General features: G+C 62.1%; 23 protein-coding genes and 1 pseudogene. 16 read left to right on the top strand and 8 right to left on the bottom strand.

Annotated features, from left to right (window positions below):
- Positions 1–37: 37 nt before the first annotated feature.
- Complete coding sequence (locus AC1D2R_RS01500; RefSeq protein WP_477964055.1) at positions 38–445, bottom strand: hypothetical protein; 408 nt, start codon at positions 443–445, stop codon at positions 38–40.
- Positions 446–656: 211 nt separating this feature from the next.
- Between AC1D2R_RS01500 and AC1D2R_RS01495 the strand changes: the two genes are divergently transcribed.
- Positions 657–1580, top strand: coding sequence for a DMT family transporter (locus tag AC1D2R_RS01495; protein WP_477964053.1), 924 nt, complete (start codon positions 657–659; stop codon positions 1578–1580).
- A 72-nt stretch (positions 1581–1652) separates the two neighbouring features.
- A complete protein-coding gene (gene coaBC / locus AC1D2R_RS01490; RefSeq protein ID WP_477964051.1) occupies positions 1653–2864 on the top strand; it encodes a bifunctional phosphopantothenoylcysteine decarboxylase/phosphopantothenate--cysteine ligase CoaBC in 1212 nt (403 codons plus the stop codon).
- On the opposite strand, the gene AC1D2R_RS01485 is transcribed toward coaBC, so the two are convergent.
- Positions 2851–3660: a class II glutamine amidotransferase gene (locus AC1D2R_RS01485; RefSeq protein ID WP_477964625.1), complete on the bottom strand. Its 810-nt coding sequence runs from the start codon at positions 3658–3660 to the stop codon at positions 2851–2853. The genes coaBC and AC1D2R_RS01485 overlap by 14 nt on opposite strands.
- 254 nt (positions 3661–3914) lie before the next feature.
- On the opposite strand from AC1D2R_RS01485, the gene AC1D2R_RS01480 reads away from it, so the two are divergent.
- The 6 genes from AC1D2R_RS01480 (at position 3915) to otsA (ending at position 11266) form a co-directional block, all read left to right on the top strand.
- Entirely contained in the window at positions 3915–4826 is a 912-nt protein-coding gene (locus tag AC1D2R_RS01480; RefSeq protein WP_477964049.1) for a pirin family protein, read from the top strand.
- 560 nt (positions 4827–5386) lie between these two features.
- Complete coding sequence (locus tag AC1D2R_RS01475; protein WP_477964047.1) at positions 5387–6064, top strand: FadR/GntR family transcriptional regulator; 678 nt, start codon at positions 5387–5389, stop codon at positions 6062–6064.
- Positions 6061–7353 (top strand): CynX/NimT family MFS transporter, encoded by a 1293-nt coding sequence (locus AC1D2R_RS01470; protein ID WP_477964045.1) that lies wholly within the window; start codon positions 6061–6063, stop codon positions 7351–7353. The genes AC1D2R_RS01475 and AC1D2R_RS01470 overlap by 4 nt, the downstream gene beginning before the upstream one ends.
- An 86-nt stretch (positions 7354–7439) precedes the next feature.
- Positions 7440–8954 carry a S10 family peptidase gene (locus tag AC1D2R_RS01465; protein WP_477964043.1) on the top strand — a complete coding sequence of 505 codons (1515 nt, stop codon included), beginning with the start codon at positions 7440–7442 and terminating at the stop codon, positions 8952–8954.
- A gap of 91 nt (positions 8955–9045) precedes the next feature.
- A complete protein-coding gene (gene otsB / locus AC1D2R_RS01460; protein ID WP_477964041.1) occupies positions 9046–9843 on the top strand; it encodes a trehalose-phosphatase in 798 nt (265 codons plus the stop codon).
- Positions 9844–9889: 46 nt separating this feature from the next.
- A complete protein-coding gene (gene otsA / locus AC1D2R_RS01455; protein ID WP_477964039.1) occupies positions 9890–11266 on the top strand; it encodes an alpha,alpha-trehalose-phosphate synthase (UDP-forming) in 1377 nt (458 codons plus the stop codon).
- A gap of 9 nt (positions 11267–11275) precedes the next feature.
- Here the strand turns inward: otsA and AC1D2R_RS01450 are convergent, their stop codons facing one another.
- Entirely contained in the window at positions 11276–12178 is a 903-nt protein-coding gene (locus AC1D2R_RS01450) for a choline sulfate utilization transcriptional regulator (protein WP_477964037.1), read from the bottom strand.
- A gap of 97 nt (positions 12179–12275) precedes the next feature.
- Between AC1D2R_RS01450 and AC1D2R_RS01445 the strand changes: the two genes are divergently transcribed.
- From AC1D2R_RS01445 to AC1D2R_RS01435, 3 genes are all read left to right on the top strand, one after another.
- Positions 12276–13226 carry a choline ABC transporter substrate-binding protein gene (locus AC1D2R_RS01445; RefSeq protein WP_477964035.1) on the top strand — a complete coding sequence of 317 codons (951 nt, stop codon included), beginning with the start codon at positions 12276–12278 and terminating at the stop codon, positions 13224–13226.
- A gap of 21 nt (positions 13227–13247) precedes the next feature.
- Positions 13248–14762 (top strand): choline-sulfatase, encoded by a 1515-nt coding sequence (gene betC / locus AC1D2R_RS01440; RefSeq protein ID WP_477964033.1) that lies wholly within the window; start codon positions 13248–13250, stop codon positions 14760–14762.
- 69 nt (positions 14763–14831) lie between these two features.
- Positions 14832–14999, top strand: a complete 168-nt coding sequence (locus AC1D2R_RS01435; protein WP_477964623.1) for a TOBE domain-containing protein — start codon at positions 14832–14834, stop codon at positions 14997–14999.
- Positions 15000–15044: 45 nt separating this feature from the next.
- Here AC1D2R_RS01435 and tsaA read toward each other — a convergent pair whose 3' ends face one another.
- The gene (tsaA, locus tag AC1D2R_RS01430; RefSeq protein ID WP_477964031.1) at positions 15045–15569 is read right to left on the bottom strand and encodes a tRNA (N6-threonylcarbamoyladenosine(37)-N6)-methyltransferase TrmO; all 525 of its coding nucleotides are present in this window, start codon (positions 15567–15569) and stop codon (positions 15045–15047) included.
- A gap of 55 nt (positions 15570–15624) precedes the next feature.
- A complete protein-coding gene (locus AC1D2R_RS01425) occupies positions 15625–17208 on the bottom strand; it encodes a peptide chain release factor 3 (RefSeq protein WP_477964029.1) in 1584 nt (527 codons plus the stop codon).
- 90 nt (positions 17209–17298) lie between these two features.
- On the opposite strand from AC1D2R_RS01425, the gene dut reads away from it, so the two are divergent.
- Positions 17299–17769 (top strand): dUTP diphosphatase, encoded by a 471-nt coding sequence (gene dut, locus AC1D2R_RS01420; protein WP_477964027.1) that lies wholly within the window; start codon positions 17299–17301, stop codon positions 17767–17769.
- Positions 17769–18465 (top strand): annotated as a pseudogene (locus AC1D2R_RS01415) (GNAT family N-acetyltransferase). Before dut ends, AC1D2R_RS01415 begins: the two are co-directional and overlap by 1 nt.
- Here the strand turns inward: AC1D2R_RS01415 and AC1D2R_RS01410 are convergent.
- A complete protein-coding gene (locus tag AC1D2R_RS01410; RefSeq protein ID WP_477964025.1) occupies positions 18462–18920 on the bottom strand; it encodes an Lrp/AsnC family transcriptional regulator in 459 nt (152 codons plus the stop codon). The pseudogene AC1D2R_RS01415 and the gene AC1D2R_RS01410 sit on opposite strands and share 4 nt — an antisense overlap.
- Positions 18921–19025: 105 nt before the next feature.
- On the opposite strand from AC1D2R_RS01410, the gene AC1D2R_RS01405 reads away from it, so the two are divergent.
- Positions 19026–19922 carry a DMT family transporter gene (locus AC1D2R_RS01405; protein WP_477964023.1) on the top strand — a complete coding sequence of 299 codons (897 nt, stop codon included), beginning with the start codon at positions 19026–19028 and terminating at the stop codon, positions 19920–19922.
- A gap of 2 nt (positions 19923–19924) precedes the next feature.
- On the opposite strand, the gene AC1D2R_RS01400 is transcribed toward AC1D2R_RS01405, so the two are convergent.
- The gene (locus AC1D2R_RS01400) at positions 19925–20443 is read right to left on the bottom strand and encodes a Dps family protein (protein ID WP_477964021.1); all 519 of its coding nucleotides are present in this window, start codon (positions 20441–20443) and stop codon (positions 19925–19927) included.
- Positions 20444–20677: 234 nt separating this feature from the next.
- Here AC1D2R_RS01400 and AC1D2R_RS01395 point away from each other — a divergent pair, with 234 nt between their 5' ends.
- Positions 20678–21295: a LysE family translocator gene (locus tag AC1D2R_RS01395; RefSeq protein ID WP_477964019.1), complete on the top strand. Its 618-nt coding sequence runs from the start codon at positions 20678–20680 to the stop codon at positions 21293–21295.
- Positions 21296–21427: 132 nt separating this feature from the next.
- On the top strand, positions 21428–22390 hold the full coding sequence (gene cysK / locus AC1D2R_RS01390; protein WP_477964017.1) for a cysteine synthase A: 963 nt from the start codon (positions 21428–21430) through the stop codon (positions 22388–22390).
- An 81-nt stretch (positions 22391–22471) separates the two neighbouring features.
- Here cysK and AC1D2R_RS01385 read toward each other — a convergent pair whose 3' ends face one another.
- A complete protein-coding gene (locus AC1D2R_RS01385) occupies positions 22472–22573 on the bottom strand; it encodes a magnesium chelatase subunit ChlI family protein (protein ID WP_477964015.1) in 102 nt (33 codons plus the stop codon).
- Positions 22574–22588: the final 15 nt, after the last annotated feature.

Below are 22588 nucleotides of genomic sequence, written 5' to 3'. Positions count from 1 at the left end.
CGACACGCGGGTTCGCGGTGTCGGCTCAAAGATGACGTCAGGCAGAAACGGGCGGGGCGCGCGGTTGGGCGATGAGGCCGCGCAAGACAGGCGCGTTGGCATGTTCCTCCGGGAAGACACTATCGATCGCAGTTTCGACAGCGACGTGTAGGAAGCCGCTCTGCCCGCCAAGGATCGCCGGAATGGCAGCCGCGGCCAAGCGGCAAAGAGTACCGCACGGGCACTCCGGCACTTTCTTGAGCGGCGCGTTGTCGTGCCCGGCCTGATCGACCGGGCCAGCTCTGGACATGGAGCAGATGACATGGAAGGGATCGGCAGCGGATGCCGCCATCGCGCCATGCGCCGTACCCACGAGCAGGCCCTGGATCAACAGTAGGCAGGCGACCAGCACCGCAACAGCGCTGGCAGACACCCTATCCTGCAACAAGCGCCGCATCGTCCCCATGGAGCGTCCATGGCACAACGCTATCGTGATGTCACGCCGGTTTTCATGCCGGTCGGCCTCCGCCCGTCGTCATCCACTGACCGATGTTTGATCGACAGGTGCGCCGAGATCGCCCTCTCAATGTCGCAGCCAGGCGCTTGCCTTGTCGGACCTTACTGCATAGTGGAATCCGGCGTCCCGAGTCGTGCCCGTCCCCCCTCCGGAGAACCCCATGCTGATCGGCATTCTTTGCGGCATAGCAACCTGCGCCCTGTGGGGGTTGACGTTTGTGGTGCCTCGCGCAATCGCGCCGTTCACGACCTTGGATCTGACGGTGGCGCGTTACGGCCTGTTCGCGTTGGCAAGCGTGGTGCTGATGGTGCATCCGCGCTTCCGGCCGAGGGGCATCAAGCCACGGCTCGTCATCACCGCCCTGCTTCTCGGCGGCATCGGCTATGTCGGATATTTCGTCAGCGTGGCCTATGCAGTGCGTTTTGCCGGCGCTGCCATTCCGCCGCTGGTGATCGGCACGATGCCGGTGCTCCTGGCGCTGATCGCCAATTTGCGCGATCGCTCGGTCTCCTGGCATTTGCTTGTCGCGCCCCTCGCGCTGATCGCCACAGGCATTGCGTGGGTCAACGTCGCCGTTTTCGCATCATCCCCCGACGGCGATCGGAGCATGCTCGTACTCGGCATCGGCTCGGCTGGGATCGGCCTCGTTCTATGGGTGATCTACGGCCTTGCGAGCACGGCGGCGATGCAATCGGCGGACGCTCCCGACATTCTCCAATGGACCGGTCTTCAGGGTATCGGCGCCGGGCTCGGCAGCCTTGTTCTCATTCCCATGACGTCGATCAACACACCGCTCGTTTACACGAACGTCGACCTTCTTCGCTTCGCATTGTGGTCGCTGGTCATGGGGCTGGCCGGGGCGTGGCTGGCGACGCTTCTCTGGATGATCGCTTCCAGGCGCCTGCCGCTTGCCCTTGCCGCGCAGCTCATCGTCGCAGAAACCGTGTTCGGCTTGATCTTCGGTTTCGTCTTCGAGCAGCGTCTACCGACCGTCGCCGAAGCGGGCGGCTCGCTGTTGCAGCTCGCAGGCGTCGGCATGGCAATTGCCATCTTCAGCAATGTAGGGAAACGACAGCCGGCCTGATCGGCGCCGATTGCTTATTATCCGCCAGACGCTTAGGGTCGGCGTCAGTCTTATGTGCGACGGACAAGAGCCATGGTTCTCAGCGGCAAACGCATCCTTCTCATCATCTCCGGCGGCATTGCGGCCTATAAGAGCCTCGACCTGATCAGGCGGCTCCGGGAACGCGGCGCATCCGTGCGTCCGCTGATGACAAATGGCGCACAGGAATTCGTGACGCCGCTTGCGGTCGGCGCGCTTGCCGCCGATCACGTTTTTACCGATCTGTTTTCACGCCAGGACGAACAGGATGTCGGCCATATCAGGCTCGCCAGGGATTGCGACCTCGTGCTGATTGCGCCGGCGACCGCCGACCTGCTGGCGAAAATGGCAGCCGGACTTGCAGACGATCTGGCCTCGACGGTGTTGCTGGCAACGGACAAGCCTGTCCTGGCCGCACCCGCGATGAACCCGCATATGTGGGTGCATGCCGCAACGAAGCGAAACCTGCAGACACTGAAACACGACGGCATTCGCTTTATCGGACCAATGGCCGGCGAGATGGCGGAAAGCCGGGAGGCCGGCATCGGCAGGATGGCTGAACCGCTCGATATCGTTGCGGCGGCAGAGGCGATTTTCGATGATCGCCCGAAGCTGCTGGCCGGTCGCAAAGCTGTCGTCACCTCGGGGCCGACCCATGAGCCGATCGACCCGGTGCGCTACATCGCTAACCGTTCCTCGGGCCGGCAGGGCCATGCAATCGCCGCCGCACTCGCAAGGCTTGGTGCCGAGGTGACTCTGGTCTCCGGTCCCGTGACGATTCCCGATCCTTCCGGCGTCAAGGTCGTGCATGTCGAACGCGCCGAGGACATGCGCGACGCGGTGCTTGCAGCGCTTCCGGCCGATATCGCCGTGATGGTCGCAGCCGTTGCCGACTGGCGGGTGGCCTCGGCCTCAAATCAGAAAATCAAGAAGCATCCGGGCGAATCCATACCGACACTGGCTCTGACGGAAAACCCCGACATCCTAAAGACGGTCGGCCACCACACGATGCGGCCGAAGCTGGTGATCGGCTTTGCGGCGGAAACCCAGGACGTGGACAACAACGCCAAGGCGAAGCTGGAGCGCAAGGGCGCCGACCTTATCGTCGCGAACGATGTTTCGCCGACCACCGGCATCATGGGCGGCGTTCGCAACAGAGTGAAGATCGTCAGCCGCAGCGGCATCGAGCAATGGCCGGATCTGGCGAAAGAAGAGGTCGCGGCAAGGCTTGCGACATTAATCGCCGAACGGCTCAGGCAGGGATGACGATCGCTGCCGGTCTTGCCATGACGGGCTCAAGGCCGAAGGGCGCTATATCCAATCCATTTTCGCCGAGCGTCACGGCGCTGCCATCCGGAATCTCCGCCCAGGCATCGATATCGTCATTGAGCGGCTCAGATACTAGGCAATAGCCTTTGCCGACAGGCGAGGCGTAGAGCGTCGGCGCCTTGCGGTCCGTCGCATAGCGGATCGCATAGAGCAATTTGCCGTCCGAGAAAGCGGCCGTATAGCGCAGCAGCGCCGATCCGAGTATGTTTTCGGCAAGCCCTTCAACAAACCTGATCATTTCGGCCATGGCCGCCATCGGCGTCTGGCGAAGGCCAAACTGCAGGGCGAGCAGGAACATCAACTCGGAATCGGTGGTGCCGCTGCGGGCGTTGAAAAGGTCGTCGTCGAGCATGGCCTCCATCGATCGCCGCAGACGCTCGAAGCCCGCGATCTGGCCGTTGTGCATGAAGGACCAGTTGCCGAAGACGAAAGGGTGGCAGTTGTCGCGCCGGGTGCCGCCGCCGGTTGCGGCGCGCACGTGTGCCAGGAAGAGCGGCGAACGGATCTGCCGCGCCAGGCTCTTCAGGTTACAGTCCGACCAGGCCGGCAGCGTATCGCGATACCGGCCGGGCTCGGGATGGTCGCCATACCAGGCGATGCCGAAGCCGTCACCGTTGGTCGCGGTCTTGGCCCGGGTGGCGCAATGCGACTGTTCGATCAGGGAATGCGCGGGCGACGACACCAGCTCTTCGAGATAGAGAGGGGTTCCGCGATAGGCTGCCCAGCGACACATGCTCATTCACTCCGCAACCCGCCCTGCCTGTGGCGGGAGAATGCTGAAACGCAACGACTATTGTCGAATCCGATGGTTAACAAAAACTAAACAAGGTCACCGCTTGCAAGCGGAAGGTGACAAATTTGCGACGCCACGAGCATCAATTTCCGCAATACGTCTTTTGTGAACGGTGCGTTCCACCGGCGCCCGACTTCGCGCGCTTGGCCGGGACGGCTATAGTCGCCGCCAAGTAGAACCCTTGAGAGGATGCCATGTCGATCCGTCCCGTAAAGCATATGAGCACCGCAACTCCAACCATGGAAGGCGCCGGCGTGAAGCTGCATCGCGTCTTCGGTTTCGGCGACCCTTCGCTGACCGACCCCTTCCTGATGATGGACGATTTCCGCAACGATAATCCGGCGGAATACATTCGCGGCTTTCCCTGGCACCCGCATCGCGGCATCGAGACGATTACCTACGTTCTCGCCGGTACCGTCGAGCACGGCGATAGCCTCGGCAATCGCGGCCTGCTTGGCGCGGGCGACATCCAGTGGATGACCGCCGGTAGCGGCATCATGCACCAGGAGATGCCGAAGGGCGATTTTGCCGGGCGCATGCACGGTTTTCAGCTCTGGGCCAACCTGCCCTCCTCCCTGAAAATGACCGCTCCGCGCTATCAGGACGTCAAATCCGCCGATATCCCTGTTGTCGTCAATGACGACGGCACGGCCGTCCGCGTCATCTGTGGCGACTTCTGGGGCAAGGCCGGGCCGGTAGACGGCGTGTCCGCGGAGCCGATCTATCTCGACGTATCTGTGCCACCGGGCAAGAAGAAACGCCTTCCGGTCGATACCGACCGCAATGCCTTCGCCTACATCTTCGCCGGCTCTGGGACTTTCCGCGATGCGTCCAAACCGTTCGGCGTACGCGTGGAGAAGGAAGTCAACGGCGAGGAGCTGAACATCCGCGACATGTCGGGGAACCGGACGCTTGTCGTCTTCGACAGCGGCGAGGAGGTCACCGTACAGGCCGGCGACGAAGGCATCCGCTTCCTGCTGGTGTCGGGCAAGCCCATCCAGGAGCCTGTGGCCTGGCACGGCCCCATCGTGATGAACTCGCGCGAAGAGATCATGCAGGCGATGCAAGAGCTGCAGAACGGGACATTCATCAAGGCCGCCCACTGATTTGCCCGGCATTCTGATAGGCCTGGATCGCTTATATTTAGGAGCAGGAGGCAGGTTGCTGCCTGTCTCCTGCTTACTTAGTTGAAGAAATTGAACAACCAGCTGGGTCCGGGTTCAAACGTGACGCTAAGTGTGGAAACCACATAGCTCACCTCCTTGCGAGATGGCGAGGCCGGTTGCCTTCCCCGATCCCGCCTGCCGGCTCGACGACAAAACGAACGGCATCTCAAAGTTGTAATTTCCGCAAGATCAAGATTCCGTCTTGCATCTCGGACGAATCGTCATACCTTTTACCCATCGACAACAGAACGAAAGGAAGGTGATCCAATGTCTAATGAGATTTCGGACCTCGTAACGGGCATGGAAGTGGTGATGAAGGCGAGGCAGCCCTCGCTCTAAAACCCCGCCTTCCTTGGATCGCCAAAGCGGTCCGGCCAAATTACAGGCCAAAACTCATGGAAAGGGTCGCTTCGTGCGGCCCTTTTCCGTTTCCCGGCCGAGATTGACAATAGGTGTCCGCCCAATTACTCATTAAGTCATCTGATGACTTAATGAGTATCATGCAACCACTCACGAAGACCAATCTTGCGGACACGGCAATCACGGCGATACGCGGCGAGATATTCTCGAAGCGCTGGGCCGTCGGCGACAAGCTGCCCAATGAGGCGACTCTTTCCTCGATGTTGTCCGTCAGCCGGGGAACCATCCGCGAGGCGGTTCGCGTGCTCGCCTCGCAAGGCCTTCTGGAGACCCGGCAGGGCTCCGGAACATACGTCCTGTCGACCACCGATTCTGCACTTCCGCTGACAATGGCGCGGCGGGCCGGTCTGCGCGACCTGTTCGAAGCGCGTTGCGCACTGGATGTCGAGGCAGCACGGCTGGCGGCTGTGCGGCAAACGCCCCAGACCGTCGCGACGCTGCGCATGCTGCTTGCACAGCGCGGCAATTTCGAGGGCGTCGACAAGGCGGCCTTCGTCACACAAGACCTCGCCTTTCACCAGGCGGTCATTGCCGCCTCCGGCAACCGTGCGATGATCGAAATCTACGCCTTCTTCTCGGCCTCGATTGCCGAGACCATCGAGGCGACGCTGGGGGAGGATATTCCTGAACCCGATATGCAGGCGCATGCCAATATTATCGAGGCGATCGCCACGGGCGATCCGGAAGAAGCGGACGCGGCGGTACGCCGTTTCATGGCCCCCGTCATCAACGCCCTGGACCGGACGATCCTTTCATGACCTCGCCTTTGCAAGACCCCGCTCGCGCCTACGACCTCGCGGACGAACAGCTGATCGATGCCGAAGCCGACAGCGTACCGCAGCCGCAGCCGCCTTCCGGCAAAAGCCGGGCGGCGCGCTTGCTGCTTGGGGCAAGCCTGGTTCTGATCGCCTTCAATCTGCGCCCGGTTTTCTCCAGCGCATCGGCGCTGCTTCCGGAAATCCGGAGCGAGCTTGGGCTTTCGGCTCTTGGCGCCAGTCTCCTCACGACATTGCCGGTCGTCTGCCTCGGCGCGTTTTCCCCTTTGGCGCCGCGGCTCGCGCAGCGCATCGGCTCCGAACGCACGCTGCTCGGAGTGCTTTTCCTTCTGGCACTCGGCACGGCACTAAGGGGAATGTCATCCGTTCCGCTGCTGTTTCTCGGCACCGCGCTTGCCGGCGCCTGTATCGCCGTCGGCAACGTGCTGCTGCCCGGACTGGTCAAGCGCGACTTTGCCGATCGCGCCGCGCTGATGACCGGCTGCTACACCATGGCGCTTTGCGCCGGGGCCGCGAGTGCCGCGGGCTTCACGCTTCCGCTCGAAAAGGCGCTCGGCGGGTCGATGGCAGGAGCGCTCGCAATATGGGCGCTACCTGCCCTGATCGTCGCGCTGATCTGGTTGCCCCAGGTGCTGTCGATGAAGTCGGAGGTCAAGCGCAGCGGCTTTTCTGTCGAAGGACTTTGGCGCGACCGACTTGCGTGGCAGGTGACGCTCTTCATGGGACTGCAATCGGCGCTCGCCTATTGCGTCTTCGGCTGGCTTGTTCCCATCCTGCGCGATCGCGGTCTGGACGGCGTTACGGCCGGGGCCATCGTTTCGGTATCCGTCATGGTGCAGGCCACCGCCTGCCTCGTTGCGCCGCAGATCGCCGTCAGGGGCAAGGATCAGCGGCTTATCAACGCGTCGCTCTGCGGGGTGGCCGTCGTGGCGCTTCTCGGGCTGCTTTTCGCGCCCCTGTCGACCGTATGGATATGGGCGGTCCTCCAGGGTATAGGCCAGGGCGGCCTGATTGCGGTTGCGATGACCACCATCGTATTGCGCTCTCGCGACCCACATGTGGCGGCGCACCTCTCCGGTATGGCACAATGCGTCGGCTATCTGCTTGCCGCTGTCGGACCGCTGATCGTCGGGCTGATCCGCGGCTGGACCGGGAGTTTTTCCTGGTGTGCCGTCTTGTTCGTCGCGCTCGGGACGGGGGCGGCCATCAACGGATGGAACGCCGGCCGCGCCCTTCACGTCGATGCGCGCACTGTCGAGAAGATCGACTGACCGCCGTCATCACCATCTGTTGATCCAGTCTTCCCGGCGCCGATGCTAGTCTGAATGAAACGACTGCATCTGCCGGAGGAATACTCGTGCGCTTTCGATCCGCTGTCCTGCTCGCCGCGCTGCTTGCAGCATTGGCACCGACCCTATCGAATGCCGAGGGAAGCGGATCCGTACCCGGCGACAGCCGCGAAGGGGTTTTGAGGCTGCTGCCATCCGATTCCGTCACGCAGCACGAGATGACAATCGGCCGACGGAAGCTTGCCTATACGGCAACAGCAGGAACCCTCAATCTTTTCGGCCAGGACGGCGCGCAGACAGCTGCCATTTTCTACACCGCCTATGTCAAGAAGGATGGCGGCGCAGACCGGCCGCTGACCTTTGCCTTCAACGGCGGACCGGGTGCTGCGTCTGCCTTTCTGCACCTTGGCCTCGTCGGGCCGAAGATTATGGATTTCGGAGAAAGGGGCGATGACGGCGCGGGGGCGAAGCTGGTCGAGAACCCGAACAGCTGGCTCGATTTCACCGATCTAGTGCTGATCGATCCTATCGGAACCGGCTGGAGCCGGACCGTCAAGGCAGACGACGCCTCCAAGTACTACAATGTCAATTCCGACGCCGAAAGCATCGCCAAGGCGATCGCGCTCTACGTGGCACACAACGATCGCGCCTCCTCGCCGAAATACCTGCTCGGTGAAAGCTACGGCGGGTTCCGCGCGGCAAAGGTTGCAAACGCGCTGAAGGAGAGCCAAGGCATCATCGTTTCCGGCACGGTCATGCTTTCGCCGTTGATCGAAGGTCAGCTGATGTTTGGCGCTGACCAGTTCGCACTGGGTGCGGCACTGGAATTCCCGTCGTTGGCCGCCGCCGAAATGGATCGGCGCAATGTTTTCGACGAGACGCGCCAACACGAGGCGGAACGCTTCGCGCTCGGTGACTATCTGACGATGCTGGCGGGCGCACCGCCGACGGGCGACGCGGCGAAGGCATTCTATGCCAAAATCGCCTCCATGACCGGCATTGCCGAGGACATGGTGGAAAAGAACCGGGGCTTTCTCGGAAGTGTTTACACCAAGCAACTGGGCAAGCACGACGGCCTTGTAGCGAGCCCTTATGATGCGGCGTTCACAACACCGGATCCCTACCCCGAATCCAACGATTCCCGTGGAGACGACGCCATACTCGACGGTTTTACCCGTGCCTATGGCGGCGCGTTTGCCAGCTACGCCCGAAACGAACTGGGCTTCAAAACCGAGATGACCTATGGACTGCTCGACAGCGACGTGAACCGCAAGTGGGAGTGGGGCGGGCGCGGCGGCGGCTCGCGCCTGCAGGCTAGCATTACCGACGACCTCAGGCAGCAACTCGCATCCAACCCTTCGTTCCGCCTGCTGATCGCCCATGGCTACAGTGACCTCGTCACGCCATATGGCGTCAGCCGCTATGTCGTCGATCACCTGCCCACATCGCTTGCCGGCGGACGAGTTGCGCTGAACGTCTATCGCGGCGGTCATATGTTCTATACGCGGGCCGATCAGCGTGCTGCATTCACGGCAGATGCCAAGGCATTCTACGCCGCACATGGCACTTCACCGGCAGATTGAGCGGCGCAAGCCCTGCATCCAGCACGGCGCCATGGATGTCTGACAGGCTTTTGGGGTTGTCGCGCGCGATTGCCGCCATAGTTAGTCCTCCATGTCATACCAAAAACTACCTTTAAGTGCCCAGAGACCGCACCAGGCTTCCGGGCAGGAATTTTTGTTTCGAACGCTCTCATCATCGTCCGACGACTACGCTCTGTTTCTGGACATCGACGGAACTCTGCTCGACCTCGCAGACACGCCTGATGAGATCGTTGTGCCGGAGCGGCTTCCATCTCAACTCGACGCGCTGGCGCAAAGGCTCGGCGGCGCGCTTGCGCTGGTCACGGGGCGGGCTCTTGCCTACGCGGATGAGCTGTTTGCACCATACCGCTTTCCGACCGCCGGGCTTCACGGCGCCGAGCTGCGTCGGCCGGACGGCAACATTGCCAAGGCCGAGACGACGCCTCAGTTCGAGCAACTGAAAGCCGATCTGCGCGCAGCGACGGCGGACCTTGGCGGTGTCCTGATAGAAGACAAGGGGGCGGCCGTCGCAGCCCACTATCGCCTAGCACCGAAAAGACAGGTCGAGCTCGAACCGCTGATGGAGGCGGTTCTCGCAAAGGCCGGAGAAAATTGGACGCTGCAGCGCGGCAAGATGGTTCTGGAAATCAGGCCGGCGCGCGCCGACAAAGGGCGCGCCATCGACATATTCCTGTCCCAGCCTCCGTTTGCCGGCAGGCGCCCGATCGCCATCGGCGACGACATTACCGACGAGGCGATGTTTCATGTCGCCAATCGCCGCAACGGGCATTCGATCCGTGTTGGCGCGCCGCTGGTCGGCACTGCGGCATCACTGACATTGCACTCCTCCGGCACGTTGCGTGAACTGATCGCACAGATCGCCGTTTGAAGAACGGTACCGCCTCCGCTGCCCTCGCCGTTGAAAGGAATCCCACGTGAGCCGTCTAGTCGTCGTTTCCAACCGTGTCCCCGTTCCCGAAAAGGGGGGCGCTGCAGCTTCCGCCGGCGGACTTGCCGTGGCGCTGCAAGCTGCCCTGCAGCAGCGTGGCGGCATCTGGATGGGCTGGTCGGGGAAATCCAGCGGCGACACCGAGCCGGGGCCGCTGTCCCTGCAGGAGGACGGCAAGATCACCTTTGCCCTGACCGATCTTACCGACAAGGACGTCGACGAATATTACTTCGGCTTCGCCAACCGCGTGCTCTGGCCGATCTGCCACTACCGGCTCGATCTTGCGGAATACGGGCGTCAGGAGATGGCGGGCTATTTCCGCGTCAACCGCTTCTTCGCGCATCGGCTGGCGCCGCTGCTGAAACCCGACGACACGATCTGGATCCATGACTATCATCTGATACCGCTGGCCGCCGAGCTTCGGCAGATGGGCATTAAGAACCGCATCGGCTTCTTCCATCACATCCCTTGGCCACCCGCCGATGTGCTCGCCGCCATGCCTGTTCACGAAGAGATCATGCGCGGGCTTGCCGCATATGACCTCGTCGGCTTCCAGACCGACCACGACCTGGAGAACTTTGCCGGCTGCCTGCGCCGCGAAGAGATGGGGGACGCCATCGGGGACGGCCGCTTCACCTCGGGCGACAAGGTTTTCAAAGGCGGCGCCTACGGCATCGGCATCGAGACGACGGCTTTCGCGCAATTCGCGCGCAAGGCTGTCAGCCACAGCATGGTCCGCAAGGCAGCCCAGAGCGTCGAGGGCCGAGCCCTGATCATCGGTGTGGACCGCCTGGACTATTCCAAGGGCCTCACCCAGCGCATCGATGCCTTCGAACATTTCGTGCTGAGCAATCCGGCGCATCAGCGCCAGGTGACCTATCTGCAGGTGACGCCGAAGTCGCGCTCCGAAGTACCCGAATACGAGAAGATGCAACGGACCGTCGCCGAACAGGCCGGGCGGGTCAACGGTGCGCTCGGGACGGTGGACTGGGTGCCGATCCGCTATATCAACCGCTCGCTCAGCCGGCCGATCCTGGCCGGTCTCTACCGCCTCGCCAAGGTCGGCCTCGTCACGCCGCTCCGCGACGGCATGAATCTCGTGGCGAAAGAATATATCGCCGCCCAGGATCCGGACGACCCGGGTGTGCTGGTGCTATCACGCTTTGCGGGAGCTGCGCGCGAACTGAAAGGTGCGCTGCTCGTCAACCCCTATGATATAGTCGGCACGTCCAACGCGCTGGCCCGCGCCCTGAACATGCCGCTCGAAGAGCGACGGGAACGCTGGAAGCGGATGATGGACTATCTGCTGGAGCACGACGTGTCACGCTGGTGCGACGACTTCCTCGGCGATTTGGCAGCCTGAAGTCAGGCCTTACACGATATCTGCCTCGGCCACCAGCCAGGCGGCGAGCTGATCGCTCTGCGGGGTGCGTGTTTTCGGCTGCACCAGCCAATAGCCGCGATCGGGCGCCTCTATCGCTGGACCCGCAACCGTCAGAATATCGGATGCCAGGAGTGAATCGACGAGGCCCATCCAGCCGAGTGCCAGTCCCTGCTCGCCGAGCGCAGCCTGGATGACCAGCGAGTAGGTGTTGAAGCTGAGATCGCCCTGCCCGGCGTAAGCCTCGCGTCCGACACCGAGCCGGGCAAAATAGCTTCGCCAGTCGAACCATGGGGAAGGTGCTGCGGTATCGAGATGGATGAGCCGACCCCTCGCCATGTCGGCCGGCGTGTGGAAGGGGCCGTTGCGATCAAGAAACCGCAGGCTGCAGACTGGCGCAACCTTCTCTGGCAGCAACAGCCTGGCCCGCTGTCCGAACTCGGCCCGAGTGCCGAACACGACGGCGACGTCGTCCTCGTTCGAGAGCCCGCGCTCCATCCGCTGCGTTGCTACAATCTGGATGTCCATGTCGGGATAGATCAGCCGAAAGGCATGCATGCGCGGGATGAGCCAAAGCGAGGCGAATGCATAGTCGGTGTGCAGCCTGATCGATGGCCGCTCCACTTCGCTTCTCAACCTTCGTGCAAGCTGATCGATCTCACCGACGCTTCTTGCGACGATATCGAACAGCCGCTGGCCTTCGGACGTCAGTTCGACGCCGCGATGCTGCCGCTTGAGCAGGCTGACGCCCAGCTGCTCCTCTAGCCTGCGGATCTGGTAGCTGACGGCGGGCTGGGTCATGCCCATCAGACCGGCCGCCGATGAGAGGCTCCCCGCTCTGCCGATTTCGGCAAAAATGCGCATCCACCCTAGATCGACACGACGCTCTGCCATAAAAAATCCTTTTGGGAACCATCGAAAAAAGCATCCTTCACAGGGCGAAGGATAGTTTGTTCAATAAATCCATAAAATAGCAAAAAGGGGAAATGCGATGACAGGAATTTCTGTAGTCCGCCGCCTTGCGGCCAGCGTTGTACTCAGCACGCTTACGATGGTAACGGCATCGGCTGCCGACGAAGCCTCGTGCAAGGTGATCCACATGTCCGATCCGGGCTGGACCGACATCACCGCCACCAACGGCGTCACCAGCGTCCTCCTCTCGGCCCTCGGCTACGAGCCTGACGTGAAGACGCTCTCCGTGCCGATCGGCTACCAGTCGATGAAGAACGGCGAGATCGACGTCTTCCTCGGCAACTGGATGCCGGCGCAGAAGGCGTTCGTCGATGACCTGACCGCGGCCAAGGCAATCGAGGTGATGAACAAGAACCTCCAAGGCGCGAAATTCACGCTCGCGGTGCCCGCCTATGTCGCAAAGAAGGGCGTCAAGGACTTCGCAGACCTGCAGAAGCATGCCGACGAATTCGACCACAAGATCTACGGCATCGAGCCAGGGGCGCCCGCCAATTCCAGCATCCAGAAGATGATCGACGCCAACGACTTCGGCCTCAAGGACTGGGAGCTGGTCGAATCCGGCGAGCAGGCGATGCTGGCGCAGGTTGACCGCGCCTCCAAGGACAAGGGCGCCGTCGTTTTCCTCGCCTGGGCGCCGCATCCGATGAACGAGAAATTCTCGATCGAGTATCTTTCGGGCGGCGACGCCTATTTCGGTCCTGACTACGGCGGTGCGGAAGTCTACACGCTGGCGCGCACCGGCTGGCCGGAAAAATGCCCGAATGCGGCAGCGTTGATGAAGAACCTAAAGTTCGAGATCGGCATGGAAAACGCCCTGATGGGATCAATCCTCGACGGCGAGGATCCGAAGACTGCAGCAACGGCATGGCTGAAGGCCAATCCGAACGCTGTTGGCCCTTGGCTTTCAGGCGTCACCACGCTTGACGGCAAGCCCGCAGCGGACGCAGTTAAGGCCTCTCTCGGCCTCTGATACTTCAAGGACAATTTACGCATGGCGCGCCCGAATATCCTCATCCTCATGGTCGACCAGTTCAACGGGACGCTCTTCCCGGATGGCCCGGCCGAATTTCTTCACGCGCCGCACCTGAAGGCGTTGGCGAAGCGCTCCGTACGCTTTGCCAACGCCTACACGGCAAGCCCGCTCTGCGCGCCGGCGCGGGCTTCCTTCATGTCCGGACAGTTGCCCAGCCGGACGCGCGTCTACGACAATGCCGCCGAGTTCGCCTCCGATACTCCGACCTTCGCTCACCATCTGCGCGCCGCCGGCTACCACGCGGCCCTCTCCGGCAAGATGCATTTCGTGGGACCCGATCAGCTTCATGGCTTCGAGGAGCGGTTGACCACGGACATCTATCCGGCCGATTTCGGCTGGACGCCCGATTACACCAAGCCAGGCGAGCGCATCGACTGGTGGTATCACAATCTCGGCTCGGTGACGGGTGCCGGCGTTGCCGAGATCACCAACCAGATGGAATATGACGACGAGGTCGCCTACAACGCAACCCGCAAGCTCTATGATCTCTCCCGCCGCCAGGACGACCGGCCGTGGTGCCTGACCGTGAGCTTCACGCACCCGCACGACCCCTATGTTGCCCGCCGGAAGTTCTGGGATCTGTATGAGGATTGCCCGGCCCTCGATCCGGAGGTCGGCGCCATCCCGTTTGACGAACAGGACCCGCATTCGCAGCGTCTGCTGAAGGCCTGCGACTACGATGCCTTCGAGATCACGCCGGAGCAGGTTCGCCGGGCGCGTCGCGGCTATTTCGCCAATATCTCCTATATCGATGAGAAGGTCGGAGAGATTCTCGACGTGCTCGAACGCGGCCGCATGACCGAGGACACGATCATCCTGTTCGTTTCGGACCACGGCGACATGCTCGGCGAACGCGGGCTGTGGTTCAAGATGTGCTTCTTCGACGGCTCGTCCCGCGTGCCGCTGATGATTGCAGCACCCGGCTGGAACCCCGAGCTCGTCGACCAACCGGTGTCGACGCTCGACGTGACGCCGACGCTGGCCGCGCTTGCCGGAATCGACATTGCAAAGCTTGCGCCGTGGACTGACGGTGAGGATCTTGCGCCGCTGGCGAAGGGAACGGGCGGCCGTGGACCGGTTCCGATGGAATATGCCGCCGAGGGCTCCGAAGCGCCGCTCGTCTGCCTGCGCGATGGTTGCTTCAAGCTTACGCTTTGCGACCAAGACCCGCCGATGCTCTTCGATCTCAAGGCCGATCCGAAGGAGCTCACCAACCTGGCCAGCGATCCCGTCTATAGCGACACGCTGGCGAAGCTCGCGCAACAGGCCGCCGAGCGTTGGAACCTCGCAGGTTTCGACGGCGCTGTTCGCGAAAGCCAGGCCCGGCGCTGGGTGGTCTACGAAGCACTGCGTAACGGTGCCTATTTTCCCTGGGATTACCAACCGCTGCAGAAGGCGTCCGAACGCTACATGCGCAACCACATGGATCTCAACGTGCTGGAAGAGAACCAGCGCTATCCGCGCGGCGAGTAAGAGTGAGAGTGAGAGTGCGGCTGTGGCGATGAGCCGCGACCGTTGTTTATCGCAACGATGAGGTGTCTCATAAAAATCAGCGCGCGCAACCGGCTGAAGGGCAAAGTGGTCGAGGTCACGAAGGGCGCGACCACCGTGCATGTCCGCATTGATATCAGCGGCGGCTCGATCGTGACGGCGTCGATCACCAACGAAGCGGTCGATGACCTCGGCCTCGCCGTCGGTTGCGATGCCTAAGCCGTCGTCAAGGCATCGGACGTGATAGTCGCCGTCGACTAACCCTCAGGCCTTCTGGCAATAATGCGTCGCGCTGTCGTCACCGGTCTGGAAATCGCCAGGCTGGGGCGGCGCAATCGGCTTGAAGAGTGTGCGATCCGGCTTCAGATCCAGCAGCGGCGTGCCGTCAAGGCAATCCAACCCGCGAACAAGCAGGACCGGGCCTTCCACCGCCTCAAGCTTGACGATGGACGTGCCGATCGGGTTCGGGCGAACCGGTGAGCGCAAGGAAAAAGTCCCGTGTACCTTGCCGCTGTGGGCCGGACTTTGCAGTACCAGATCGCGCCGCGAGCGATCAAGCCAGTAGAGGACCTCCAGCCGCTCGAATGCATCCACGCCCTGCAGGGCCGCCACCCAGGGCTCGAATATTTCAATCCGGCACATCGGGCCGTCATGCCGGCCCTGGCGCGGTGTCTCCATGCGCGAGGTCCAAGGCGTCGAGATGCGCCCGATGAAGACCAATGCCGCGTCTGTCGGTACGGGTGCGTCGACGACGAGTTCGTTTTTGCGGATTTCATTTTCACGAACCATGATGCGCTCCCTTTGATGGCAGGCACTATGGCATGGCGGTATATTCGATGGAATATCACGCCGCCTTGGCGACGTGATATTCCTTAATTGCAACCATCTTGATCGCCGGATGGCGCTCGGACTCGTAGCGCAGAGAGAAGCTGTCCTGCGCCAGGAAAACCGGATCGCCATCGAGATCCCGGGCGATATCGCCGCGCTTGACGGTCAGAAACTTGTCGAGATCAGCTGGCTGATCGGCCGAAATCCAGCGGCAGACGGAGAAGCGTGACATTTCAAAGGAGACCGGCAGGCCATATTCCGCCTGCAGCCGTTCTTTCAGAACATCGAGCTGCAGGGCGCCGACCACGCCAACGATAGCCGGCGAACCGTCTTCCGGCGAGAACAGCTGCACGACGCCTTCCTCGGCCATCTGCTGCAGGGCTTCCTTGAGCTTCTTTGCCTTCATTGCATCTTCGAGACGAACGCGGCGAAGAATTTCCGGCGAAAAGTTCGGCACGCCCTGGAACACCAGCGCCTCGCCTTCGGTCAGCGTGTCGCCGATGCGCAGCGTGCCATGGTTGGGGATGCCGACAACATCGCCGGCATAGGCGGTGTCGGCAAGCTGGCGCTGCGAGGCGAAGAAGAACTGCGGCGCAGTCAGGCCGAGCTGCTTGCCGGTGCGCGCGAGGCGCGCCTTCATGCCACGCTCCAGCTTGCCGGAGCAGATGCGGGCAAAAGCGATACGGTCGCGGTGGTTCGGGTCCATGTTGGCCTGGATCTTGAAGACGAAGGCCGTCATCTTGTCATCGGTCGCATGGACGGTTCTTACATCGGCGATCTGGTCGCGCGGCGGCGGCGCAAACTCGCCGAGCGCATTAATGAGATCGCGCACACCGAAATTGCGAAGCGCCGAGCCAAAGAACACGGGGGTCAGGTGGCCTTCGAGGAAGGCCTCGCGGTCGAAGGGGCGGCAGGCCTCGATGGCCAGTTCCGTCTCCTCCACGAAAGCGGTTCGCTCGTTTTCCGGCAGGCGGTCGGCGACGCTCTGCGGCCCGTTGACCTTGGTGGGCCTTACCTCGGTATCGGAGCCGCGAACGGTGTTGTCGGCCAGATGGTAGGATCCGCAGAAGGTCTTGGAGCGGCCGATCGGCCAGGTGATTGGAGCGGTGTCGAGAGCCAGCTTTTCCTCGACCTCATCCAGGATCTCGAAGGGATCGCGGCTTTCACGGTCCATCTTGTTGATGAAGGTGATGATCGGAATATCACGCATGCGGCAGACTTCGAAGAGCTTCAGCGTCCGCGGCTCGATACCCTTGGCAGCGTCGATGACCATGACCGCAGCATCGACCGCCGTCAGCGTGCGATAGGTGTCGTCCGCGAAGTCCTCGTGGCCCGGCGTATCGAGAATGTTAAAGACGTTGCCTTCATATTCGAAGGTCATGACCGAGGTGACGACCGAGATGCCGCGCTCGCGCTCGATCTTCATCCAGTCCGAGCGGGTCTGGATCCGGTCCTTTTTCGCCTTGACTTCGCCGGCGAGCTGAATGGCGCCGCCGAACAGCAGCAGCTTTTCGGTGAGCGTGGTCTTACCGGCGTCCGGGTGTGCGATAATAGCGAATGTGCGGCGGCGGGAAACCGCCTCGGCGAGACTTTCAGCCATGATGTGAATCCTGTGGAATTGCCGCGTATCTAGCGATTTTAGGCCGCCATTGCAATTGACCTTGGCTCCCTGGGCGCAAAGTAATGGCGGATGACCATTCACACCGATACTCGTCCGACGCTCAATCTCATCCGCCTGGCGCATGGCGAAGGCCTGGAGCTTCCCGCCTATGAAACCAACGGGGCTGCCGCCATGGACCTGCGCGCTGCCGTCGAAGGCGGCGCGCCGATGGTTCTTTCACCCGGCAAGCGCACACTGGTGCCGACCGGTTTTATCTTCGAAATCCCTGACGGGTTCGAGGGACAGATCCGTCCGCGATCCGGTCTCGCCTTCAAGCATGGCATCACCTGCCTGAACACGCCGGGCACGATCGACAGCGATTATCGCGGCGAGGTGAAGGTGCTGCTCGTCAACCTAGGTGAGGAGCCGTTCGAGATCCCCCGCGGGATGCGGATCGCCCAGATGGTGATCGCGCCTGTGATCCAGGCCCGGGTGAGCGAAATCACGCAAGCAAGTGCCACGGCGCGCGGAGCCGGCGGCTTCGGCTCTACCGGGGTGTGATGCCCAAGACGATCGACTATTCCGGACTGACCTTCCGGCAGGACTGTTTTGTGGACGGGGCTGCATGGACAGCGTTCGCTGAGGATACGTTCGGCATGCCGTTCGGCTGGTTCGACGCGGACGCCACCCTGGTTGCCAATCTTGCCGCGTTTGCCATGCCGCTGATGATCAACGGGCGGATAGTTCGCGCCGCGGCATTCCAATCCGGCGCCGGTCTGGCGCGGGCGCGGAATGTATCGTGATGTTACGCAGAAGGCTTATCGAACGGTGCAACGGCGAGGGCTTCGAGGCGATCGTGCTCTACAGCGACAAGCCGGCGTCGGCGCGATCTCTCGATCCATGGGAGCCGGTCGATCTCGCGTTTCTGCAAGGGACGCTCAAGAGCCGCATGCCGGTTTCGGACGGCTGACGTTCGGCTAGGCTGGCTCGGGGACGAAAAGGCGGCGTCGCCTGGAAGATGAAACGGTGCGGACCGGCTCATCCGGCTGGATGTCGTGGCGAAGACTATCCCCGCTCGCCGCCTTCCTCGGCGGACCGGGCGTTCGACCTGATGTCGTAGATGTGCACCGTCCAGACGAGCTCGCCTGGACCGGCGAGCCGCAGGTGCTGGACAGCGAGACGCGATTCATTATCAAAGCTGGTTTTCCGGTAGCGCTTGATGTCCCGGCCATTCTTTCGCCGATGGCCGACTTCTAAGCCAGGGGCGGCAGACGGCGCTTGACCGGCGAGGCCTTAACCATCGACGTACTCGTTTCCGCCTTTTCCGCGACCTTGTCCAGGATGCCGTCGAGCTGAGCCATCGAGCGAACCACGAGGCGCGCGACGAAGCAATCGTCGCCGGTAACCTTGTCGCATTCGACGAACTCGGGCGTCTCCTCGATGATCCGCTGGACGACGTGGAGCTGCCCGGGCAGCGGCCGAACCCGAACGATCGCCTGCAGCGGGTAGCCGATGGCGGCGGGATCGATGTCAATCGTGAAGGCCTTGATGACACCGCGCTCCTCCAGCCGGCGCAGACGCTCGGCAGCGCTCGGCGACGACAGACCGGCCGCTTGCGCCAGTTCCTTCAAAGACATGCGCGCATCACCGGCCATCGCCTCAAGGATGCGCTGGTCCATGTCGTCGATTTCATTATTAGGATTGATCGGCATTTATCCTCACGATATTAGGCAATCAATCTGAACACTCTCCCTTATTCTATATAATGTCGGTGGCGACCGCAATATTCTCCATCCCTTGCGAAATGGAGAAGGGCGATGCAGAGCGATGTCCGCAGCGGCACAGTGCAAATGACGGCAGCGATGCTGATTTCCGGAACGATCGGCTGGTTCGTCGTGGTGTCGGGCCAGCCGGTGAGCGGCGTCGTCTTCTGGCGCTGCCTGTTCGGCGCGCTCAGCCTTCTCGCCGTTTGCGCCCTGATGGGCTTCCTGCGACCCGGGGTGATGAGCCTGAAGGCGTTCGTGATCGCCGTATTCGGAGGCGTTGCCATCGTTTTCAACTGGCTGCTGCTCTTCGCCTCCTATAGCCAGGCCTCGATCTCGATTGCGACGACGGTCTACAACACGCAGCCCTTCATGTTGCTGGTACTCGGCGCGCTGTTCCTGCAGGAAAGGATCACTGTAGCGAAGCTGTTCTGGATGATGCTCGCCTTTGCCGGCATGGCGGCGATCGTCGAGGCCAAGCCGCAAACCGGGGGACCGGCAGGCGGCTACGCTATCGGCATCGCCATGGCGCTGGGCGCCGCCTTCTTCTACGCGCTGGCGGCTCTTGCCGCGAAACACCTCAAAGGAACGCCGCCGCACTTGATCGCATTGATCCAGGTTTCGACAGGCGCCCTAATGCTGTTGCCGATAACGGATTTTTCGAGCCTGCCGACTGACGGCAGGACGTGGTCGATTCTTTCCACCATGGGCATCGTCCACACGGGACTGATGTATGTGCTGCTGTACGGCGCCATCCAGAAATTGCCGATACACCTGACCGGCGCGCTGTCGTTCATCTACCCGATCGCCGCGATCATCGTGGACCGCATCGCATTCGGGCACGCGCTGCAGCCGCTGCAGATCGCCGGGGCGGCGGTCATTCTACTCGCCGCGGCCGGCATGAACCTTGGATGGACGCCCACGCGGTTGCTGCGCGCCCGTGCCGGCTGACTTTACTTCGGCTGTCGGGTCATCTCGAACAGGAACCACGTACGACGCTCGGCCTCGTCGATCCAGTTCTCCAGAAGACTGGTGGTGGCGACGTCATTGTGCTCGGAGCACACCTCGTGGGTCTCGCGAAGCAGCGAGACCAGCTGCCTGTTGTCGTCGCGCAGTTCCGCCAGCATGTCTTCCGGCGTCACATAATCGGCGTCGTTGTCGTTGATGCGCTGCAGGCGACCGATATGGCCGATCGAGCGCAGCGTCGTGCCGCCGATCTTGCGGGCGCGCTCTGCCAGCTCGTCCGTCATCGCGAAAATCTGGTCGGCATGCTCGTCGAGGAGCAGGTGATAATCGCGGAAGTGCGGCCCCGACATATGCCAGTGGAAGTTCTTGGTCTTCATGTAGATTGCAAAGGTATCGGCAAGAAGCGCCGCAAGGGCGCCAGAGATGTCCTGGATGGCATTGCTTTTCAGATCGGTCGGAGTGGCGAGCGGCGCGATCTTGCGCTTTTCGACTGCGGTGGGGCTCATCAAGGTCTCCTTCGCCAGACGTGGCGGTGGGTTTGCGGGATGCCGGAGCGATTTCATGGGTCCCCGGTGCAGCAGGCATCGGCGCCGGCTTCCCGTCATGCTCCTGGCATCGCCTCCAGAAGTAGAACCGTGATTGTCTCCGTCAATAGCCGTTGCGGCCAAAACTGGCGCAGACACATCTCTTGAAACGCAAAGGCCGGTGGCGTAGAAAGCGGCCAACACCGGGAGGCCTCAATGTCGTTCACCGCTCTCTTCGCCTATGCAGCGGCGCTGTTCATCGCAGCCGCCATTCCAGGCCCCGGCATCACGGCGATTGTCGCCCGTGCGCTCGGTTCGAATTTCCGCGAAACCTTCTTCATGGGTCTCGGCCTCGTACTCGGTGACATGACCTACCTGACGGCCGTCATTCTCGGGCTTGCATTCGTGGCCCAGACCTTCACCGAAGTCTTCATCATCATCAAGATCGTCGGTGCGCTCTATCTCGGCTACATCGCCTACAAACTATGGACGGCCGGGCTGTTGCCGCAGGACATCGCGGCGCAGAAATCCAGCAATATCGGCCTGAGCTTTCTGTCCGGCCTGCTCGTCACGCTGGGCAACCCGAAGACGATGTTGTTCTACGTGGCGCTGGTGCCGACCCTGATTGATATCAACAGCATCGGGCCTCGCGAATACGGGATCCTTCTGGTCACGACGTTCGTCGTCCTTCTCGTTGTGCTCGTGCCTTACATGATGCTCGCATCGCGCGCCCGCACGCTGCTGAAGCAGCCGCGGGCGCTACGGGCGCTCAACCGTGTCGCGGCCAGCATTCTGGCCGGCACGGCAGCCTTCATCGCGACGCGGGCCGCGTGAAAAAATCGTCCGACAAACTATGATTCCTAAAGGCTTTTTTCTCTGAAGCGACGGTTTCATGGATGAAGCCACTCTGGTTTCCGCAGGCCTTTGACCCTATTCTCTCCCCACATTTCACCATGGGAGAGCATAATGTCGAAGAAACCAGGCCGCGGCCGCATCTATTCCTCGATTACGGAGACGATCGGCGACACCCCGATCGTCCGGCTCGACAAGCTGGCCAAGGAAAAGGGCGTCAAGGCGAACCTGCTGGCCAAGCTTGAGTTCTTCAACCCGATTGCTTCCGTCAAGGACCGTATCGGCGTGGCGATGATCGAATCGCTGGAAGCACAGGGCAGGATTTCCCCCGGCAAGACGACGTTGATCGAACCGACATCGGGCAATACCGGCATCGCGCTCGCCTTCGCGGCAGCGGCAAAGGGTTACAAGCTGATCCTTACCATGCCGGAGACCATGTCGATCGAGCGCCGCAAGATGCTGGCGCTGCTGGGCGCCGAGCTGGTGTTGACCGAGGGTCCGAAGGGCATGAAGGGGGCGATTGCCAAGGCCGAAGAGCTGGCCGCCACCCTGCCCGACGCCGTCATCCCGCAGCAGTTTGAGAACCCGGCCAACCCCGAGATCCATCGCAAGACGACTGCCGAGGAAATCTGGAACGACACGGAAGGCGCCGTCGACATTCTCGTCTCCGGCATCGGCACCGGCGGCACGATCACCGGCGCCGGCCAGGTGCTCAAGTCGAAGAAGCCAGGCATCAAGGTCATCGCCGTCGAGCCCGAGGAATCGCCCATTCTTTCCGGCGGCCAGCCTGGACCGCACAAGATCCAGGGGATCGGCGCCGGCTTCGCGCCCGCGATCCTCGACACGCATATCTACGACGAGATCGTCACCGTCAGCAGCGCCGAAGCCCTTGAGACGGCACGCCATGTGGCGAAGCTCGAAGGCGTGCCGGTCGGCATCTCCTCCGGCGCAGCGCTCGCCGCTGCCATCAAGGTCGGAATCCGCGAGGAAAATGCCGGCAAGAACATCGTCGTCATCATCCCGTCCTTCGCGGAGCGCTATCTTTCGACCGCGCTGTTCGAAGGCCTCGGCAGTTAAACCATCCCAGCTGCCTTGGTTTTTGGGGGGCGCTTCGGCGCCCCTATTCGGGCCGCCGCCGTCCATGCGATTGGAAATGGCTTAGGCGAGATGGATGCGCCCGACCGACTCCTTGCCGTCGAGGTCGGCCAGCGTGCACGCCACTTTCAACCCACGATGGTAGCCGCGCGCCGAGAATTTCATTCTCTCTGCGGCATC

This window comes from Rhizobium sp. P1_C7 (assembly GCF_056406295.1).
The sequence above is the reverse complement of the archived record's forward strand: the minus strand, read 5'-3'. Positions and strand labels throughout refer to the sequence as shown.

Bases quoted from the DNA above. Each gene is read 5' to 3' on its own strand.
- AC1D2R_RS01500 (WP_477964055.1), bottom strand. From the start codon at position 445: ATGGGGACGATGCGGCGCTTGTTGCAGGATAGGGTGTCTGCCAGCGCT.
- AC1D2R_RS01495 (WP_477964053.1), top strand. From the start codon at position 657: ATGCTGATCGGCATTCTTTGCGGCATAGCAACCTGCGCCCTGTGGGGG.
- coaBC (WP_477964051.1), top strand. From the start codon at position 1,653: ATGGTTCTCAGCGGCAAACGCATCCTTCTCATCATCTCCGGCGGCATT.
- AC1D2R_RS01485 (WP_477964625.1), bottom strand. From the start codon at position 3,660: ATGTGTCGCTGGGCAGCCTATCGCGGAACCCCTCTCTATCTCGAAGAG.
- AC1D2R_RS01480 (WP_477964049.1), top strand. From the start codon at position 3,915: ATGTCGATCCGTCCCGTAAAGCATATGAGCACCGCAACTCCAACCATG.
- AC1D2R_RS01475 (WP_477964047.1), top strand. From the start codon at position 5,387: ATGCAACCACTCACGAAGACCAATCTTGCGGACACGGCAATCACGGCG.
- AC1D2R_RS01470 (WP_477964045.1), top strand. From the start codon at position 6,061: ATGACCTCGCCTTTGCAAGACCCCGCTCGCGCCTACGACCTCGCGGAC.
- otsB (WP_477964041.1), top strand. From the start codon at position 9,046: ATGTCATACCAAAAACTACCTTTAAGTGCCCAGAGACCGCACCAGGCT.
- AC1D2R_RS01450 (WP_477964037.1), bottom strand. From the start codon at position 12,178: ATGGCAGAGCGTCGTGTCGATCTAGGGTGGATGCGCATTTTTGCCGAA.
- AC1D2R_RS01445 (WP_477964035.1), top strand. From the start codon at position 12,276: ATGACAGGAATTTCTGTAGTCCGCCGCCTTGCGGCCAGCGTTGTACTC.
- betC (WP_477964033.1), top strand. From the start codon at position 13,248: ATGGCGCGCCCGAATATCCTCATCCTCATGGTCGACCAGTTCAACGGG.
- tsaA (WP_477964031.1), bottom strand. From the start codon at position 15,569: ATGGTTCGTGAAAATGAAATCCGCAAAAACGAACTCGTCGTCGACGCA.
- AC1D2R_RS01425 (WP_477964029.1), bottom strand. From the start codon at position 17,208: ATGGCTGAAAGTCTCGCCGAGGCGGTTTCCCGCCGCCGCACATTCGCT.
- dut (WP_477964027.1), top strand. From the start codon at position 17,299: ATGACCATTCACACCGATACTCGTCCGACGCTCAATCTCATCCGCCTG.
- AC1D2R_RS01410 (WP_477964025.1), bottom strand. From the start codon at position 18,920: ATGCCGATCAATCCTAATAATGAAATCGACGACATGGACCAGCGCATC.
- AC1D2R_RS01405 (WP_477964023.1), top strand. From the start codon at position 19,026: ATGCAGAGCGATGTCCGCAGCGGCACAGTGCAAATGACGGCAGCGATG.
- AC1D2R_RS01400 (WP_477964021.1), bottom strand. From the start codon at position 20,443: ATGAGCCCCACCGCAGTCGAAAAGCGCAAGATCGCGCCGCTCGCCACT.
- AC1D2R_RS01395 (WP_477964019.1), top strand. From the start codon at position 20,678: ATGTCGTTCACCGCTCTCTTCGCCTATGCAGCGGCGCTGTTCATCGCA.
- cysK (WP_477964017.1), top strand. From the start codon at position 21,428: ATGTCGAAGAAACCAGGCCGCGGCCGCATCTATTCCTCGATTACGGAG.
- AC1D2R_RS01385 (WP_477964015.1), bottom strand. From the start codon at position 22,573: ATGAAATTCTCGGCGCGCGGCTACCATCGTGGGTTGAAAGTGGCGTGC.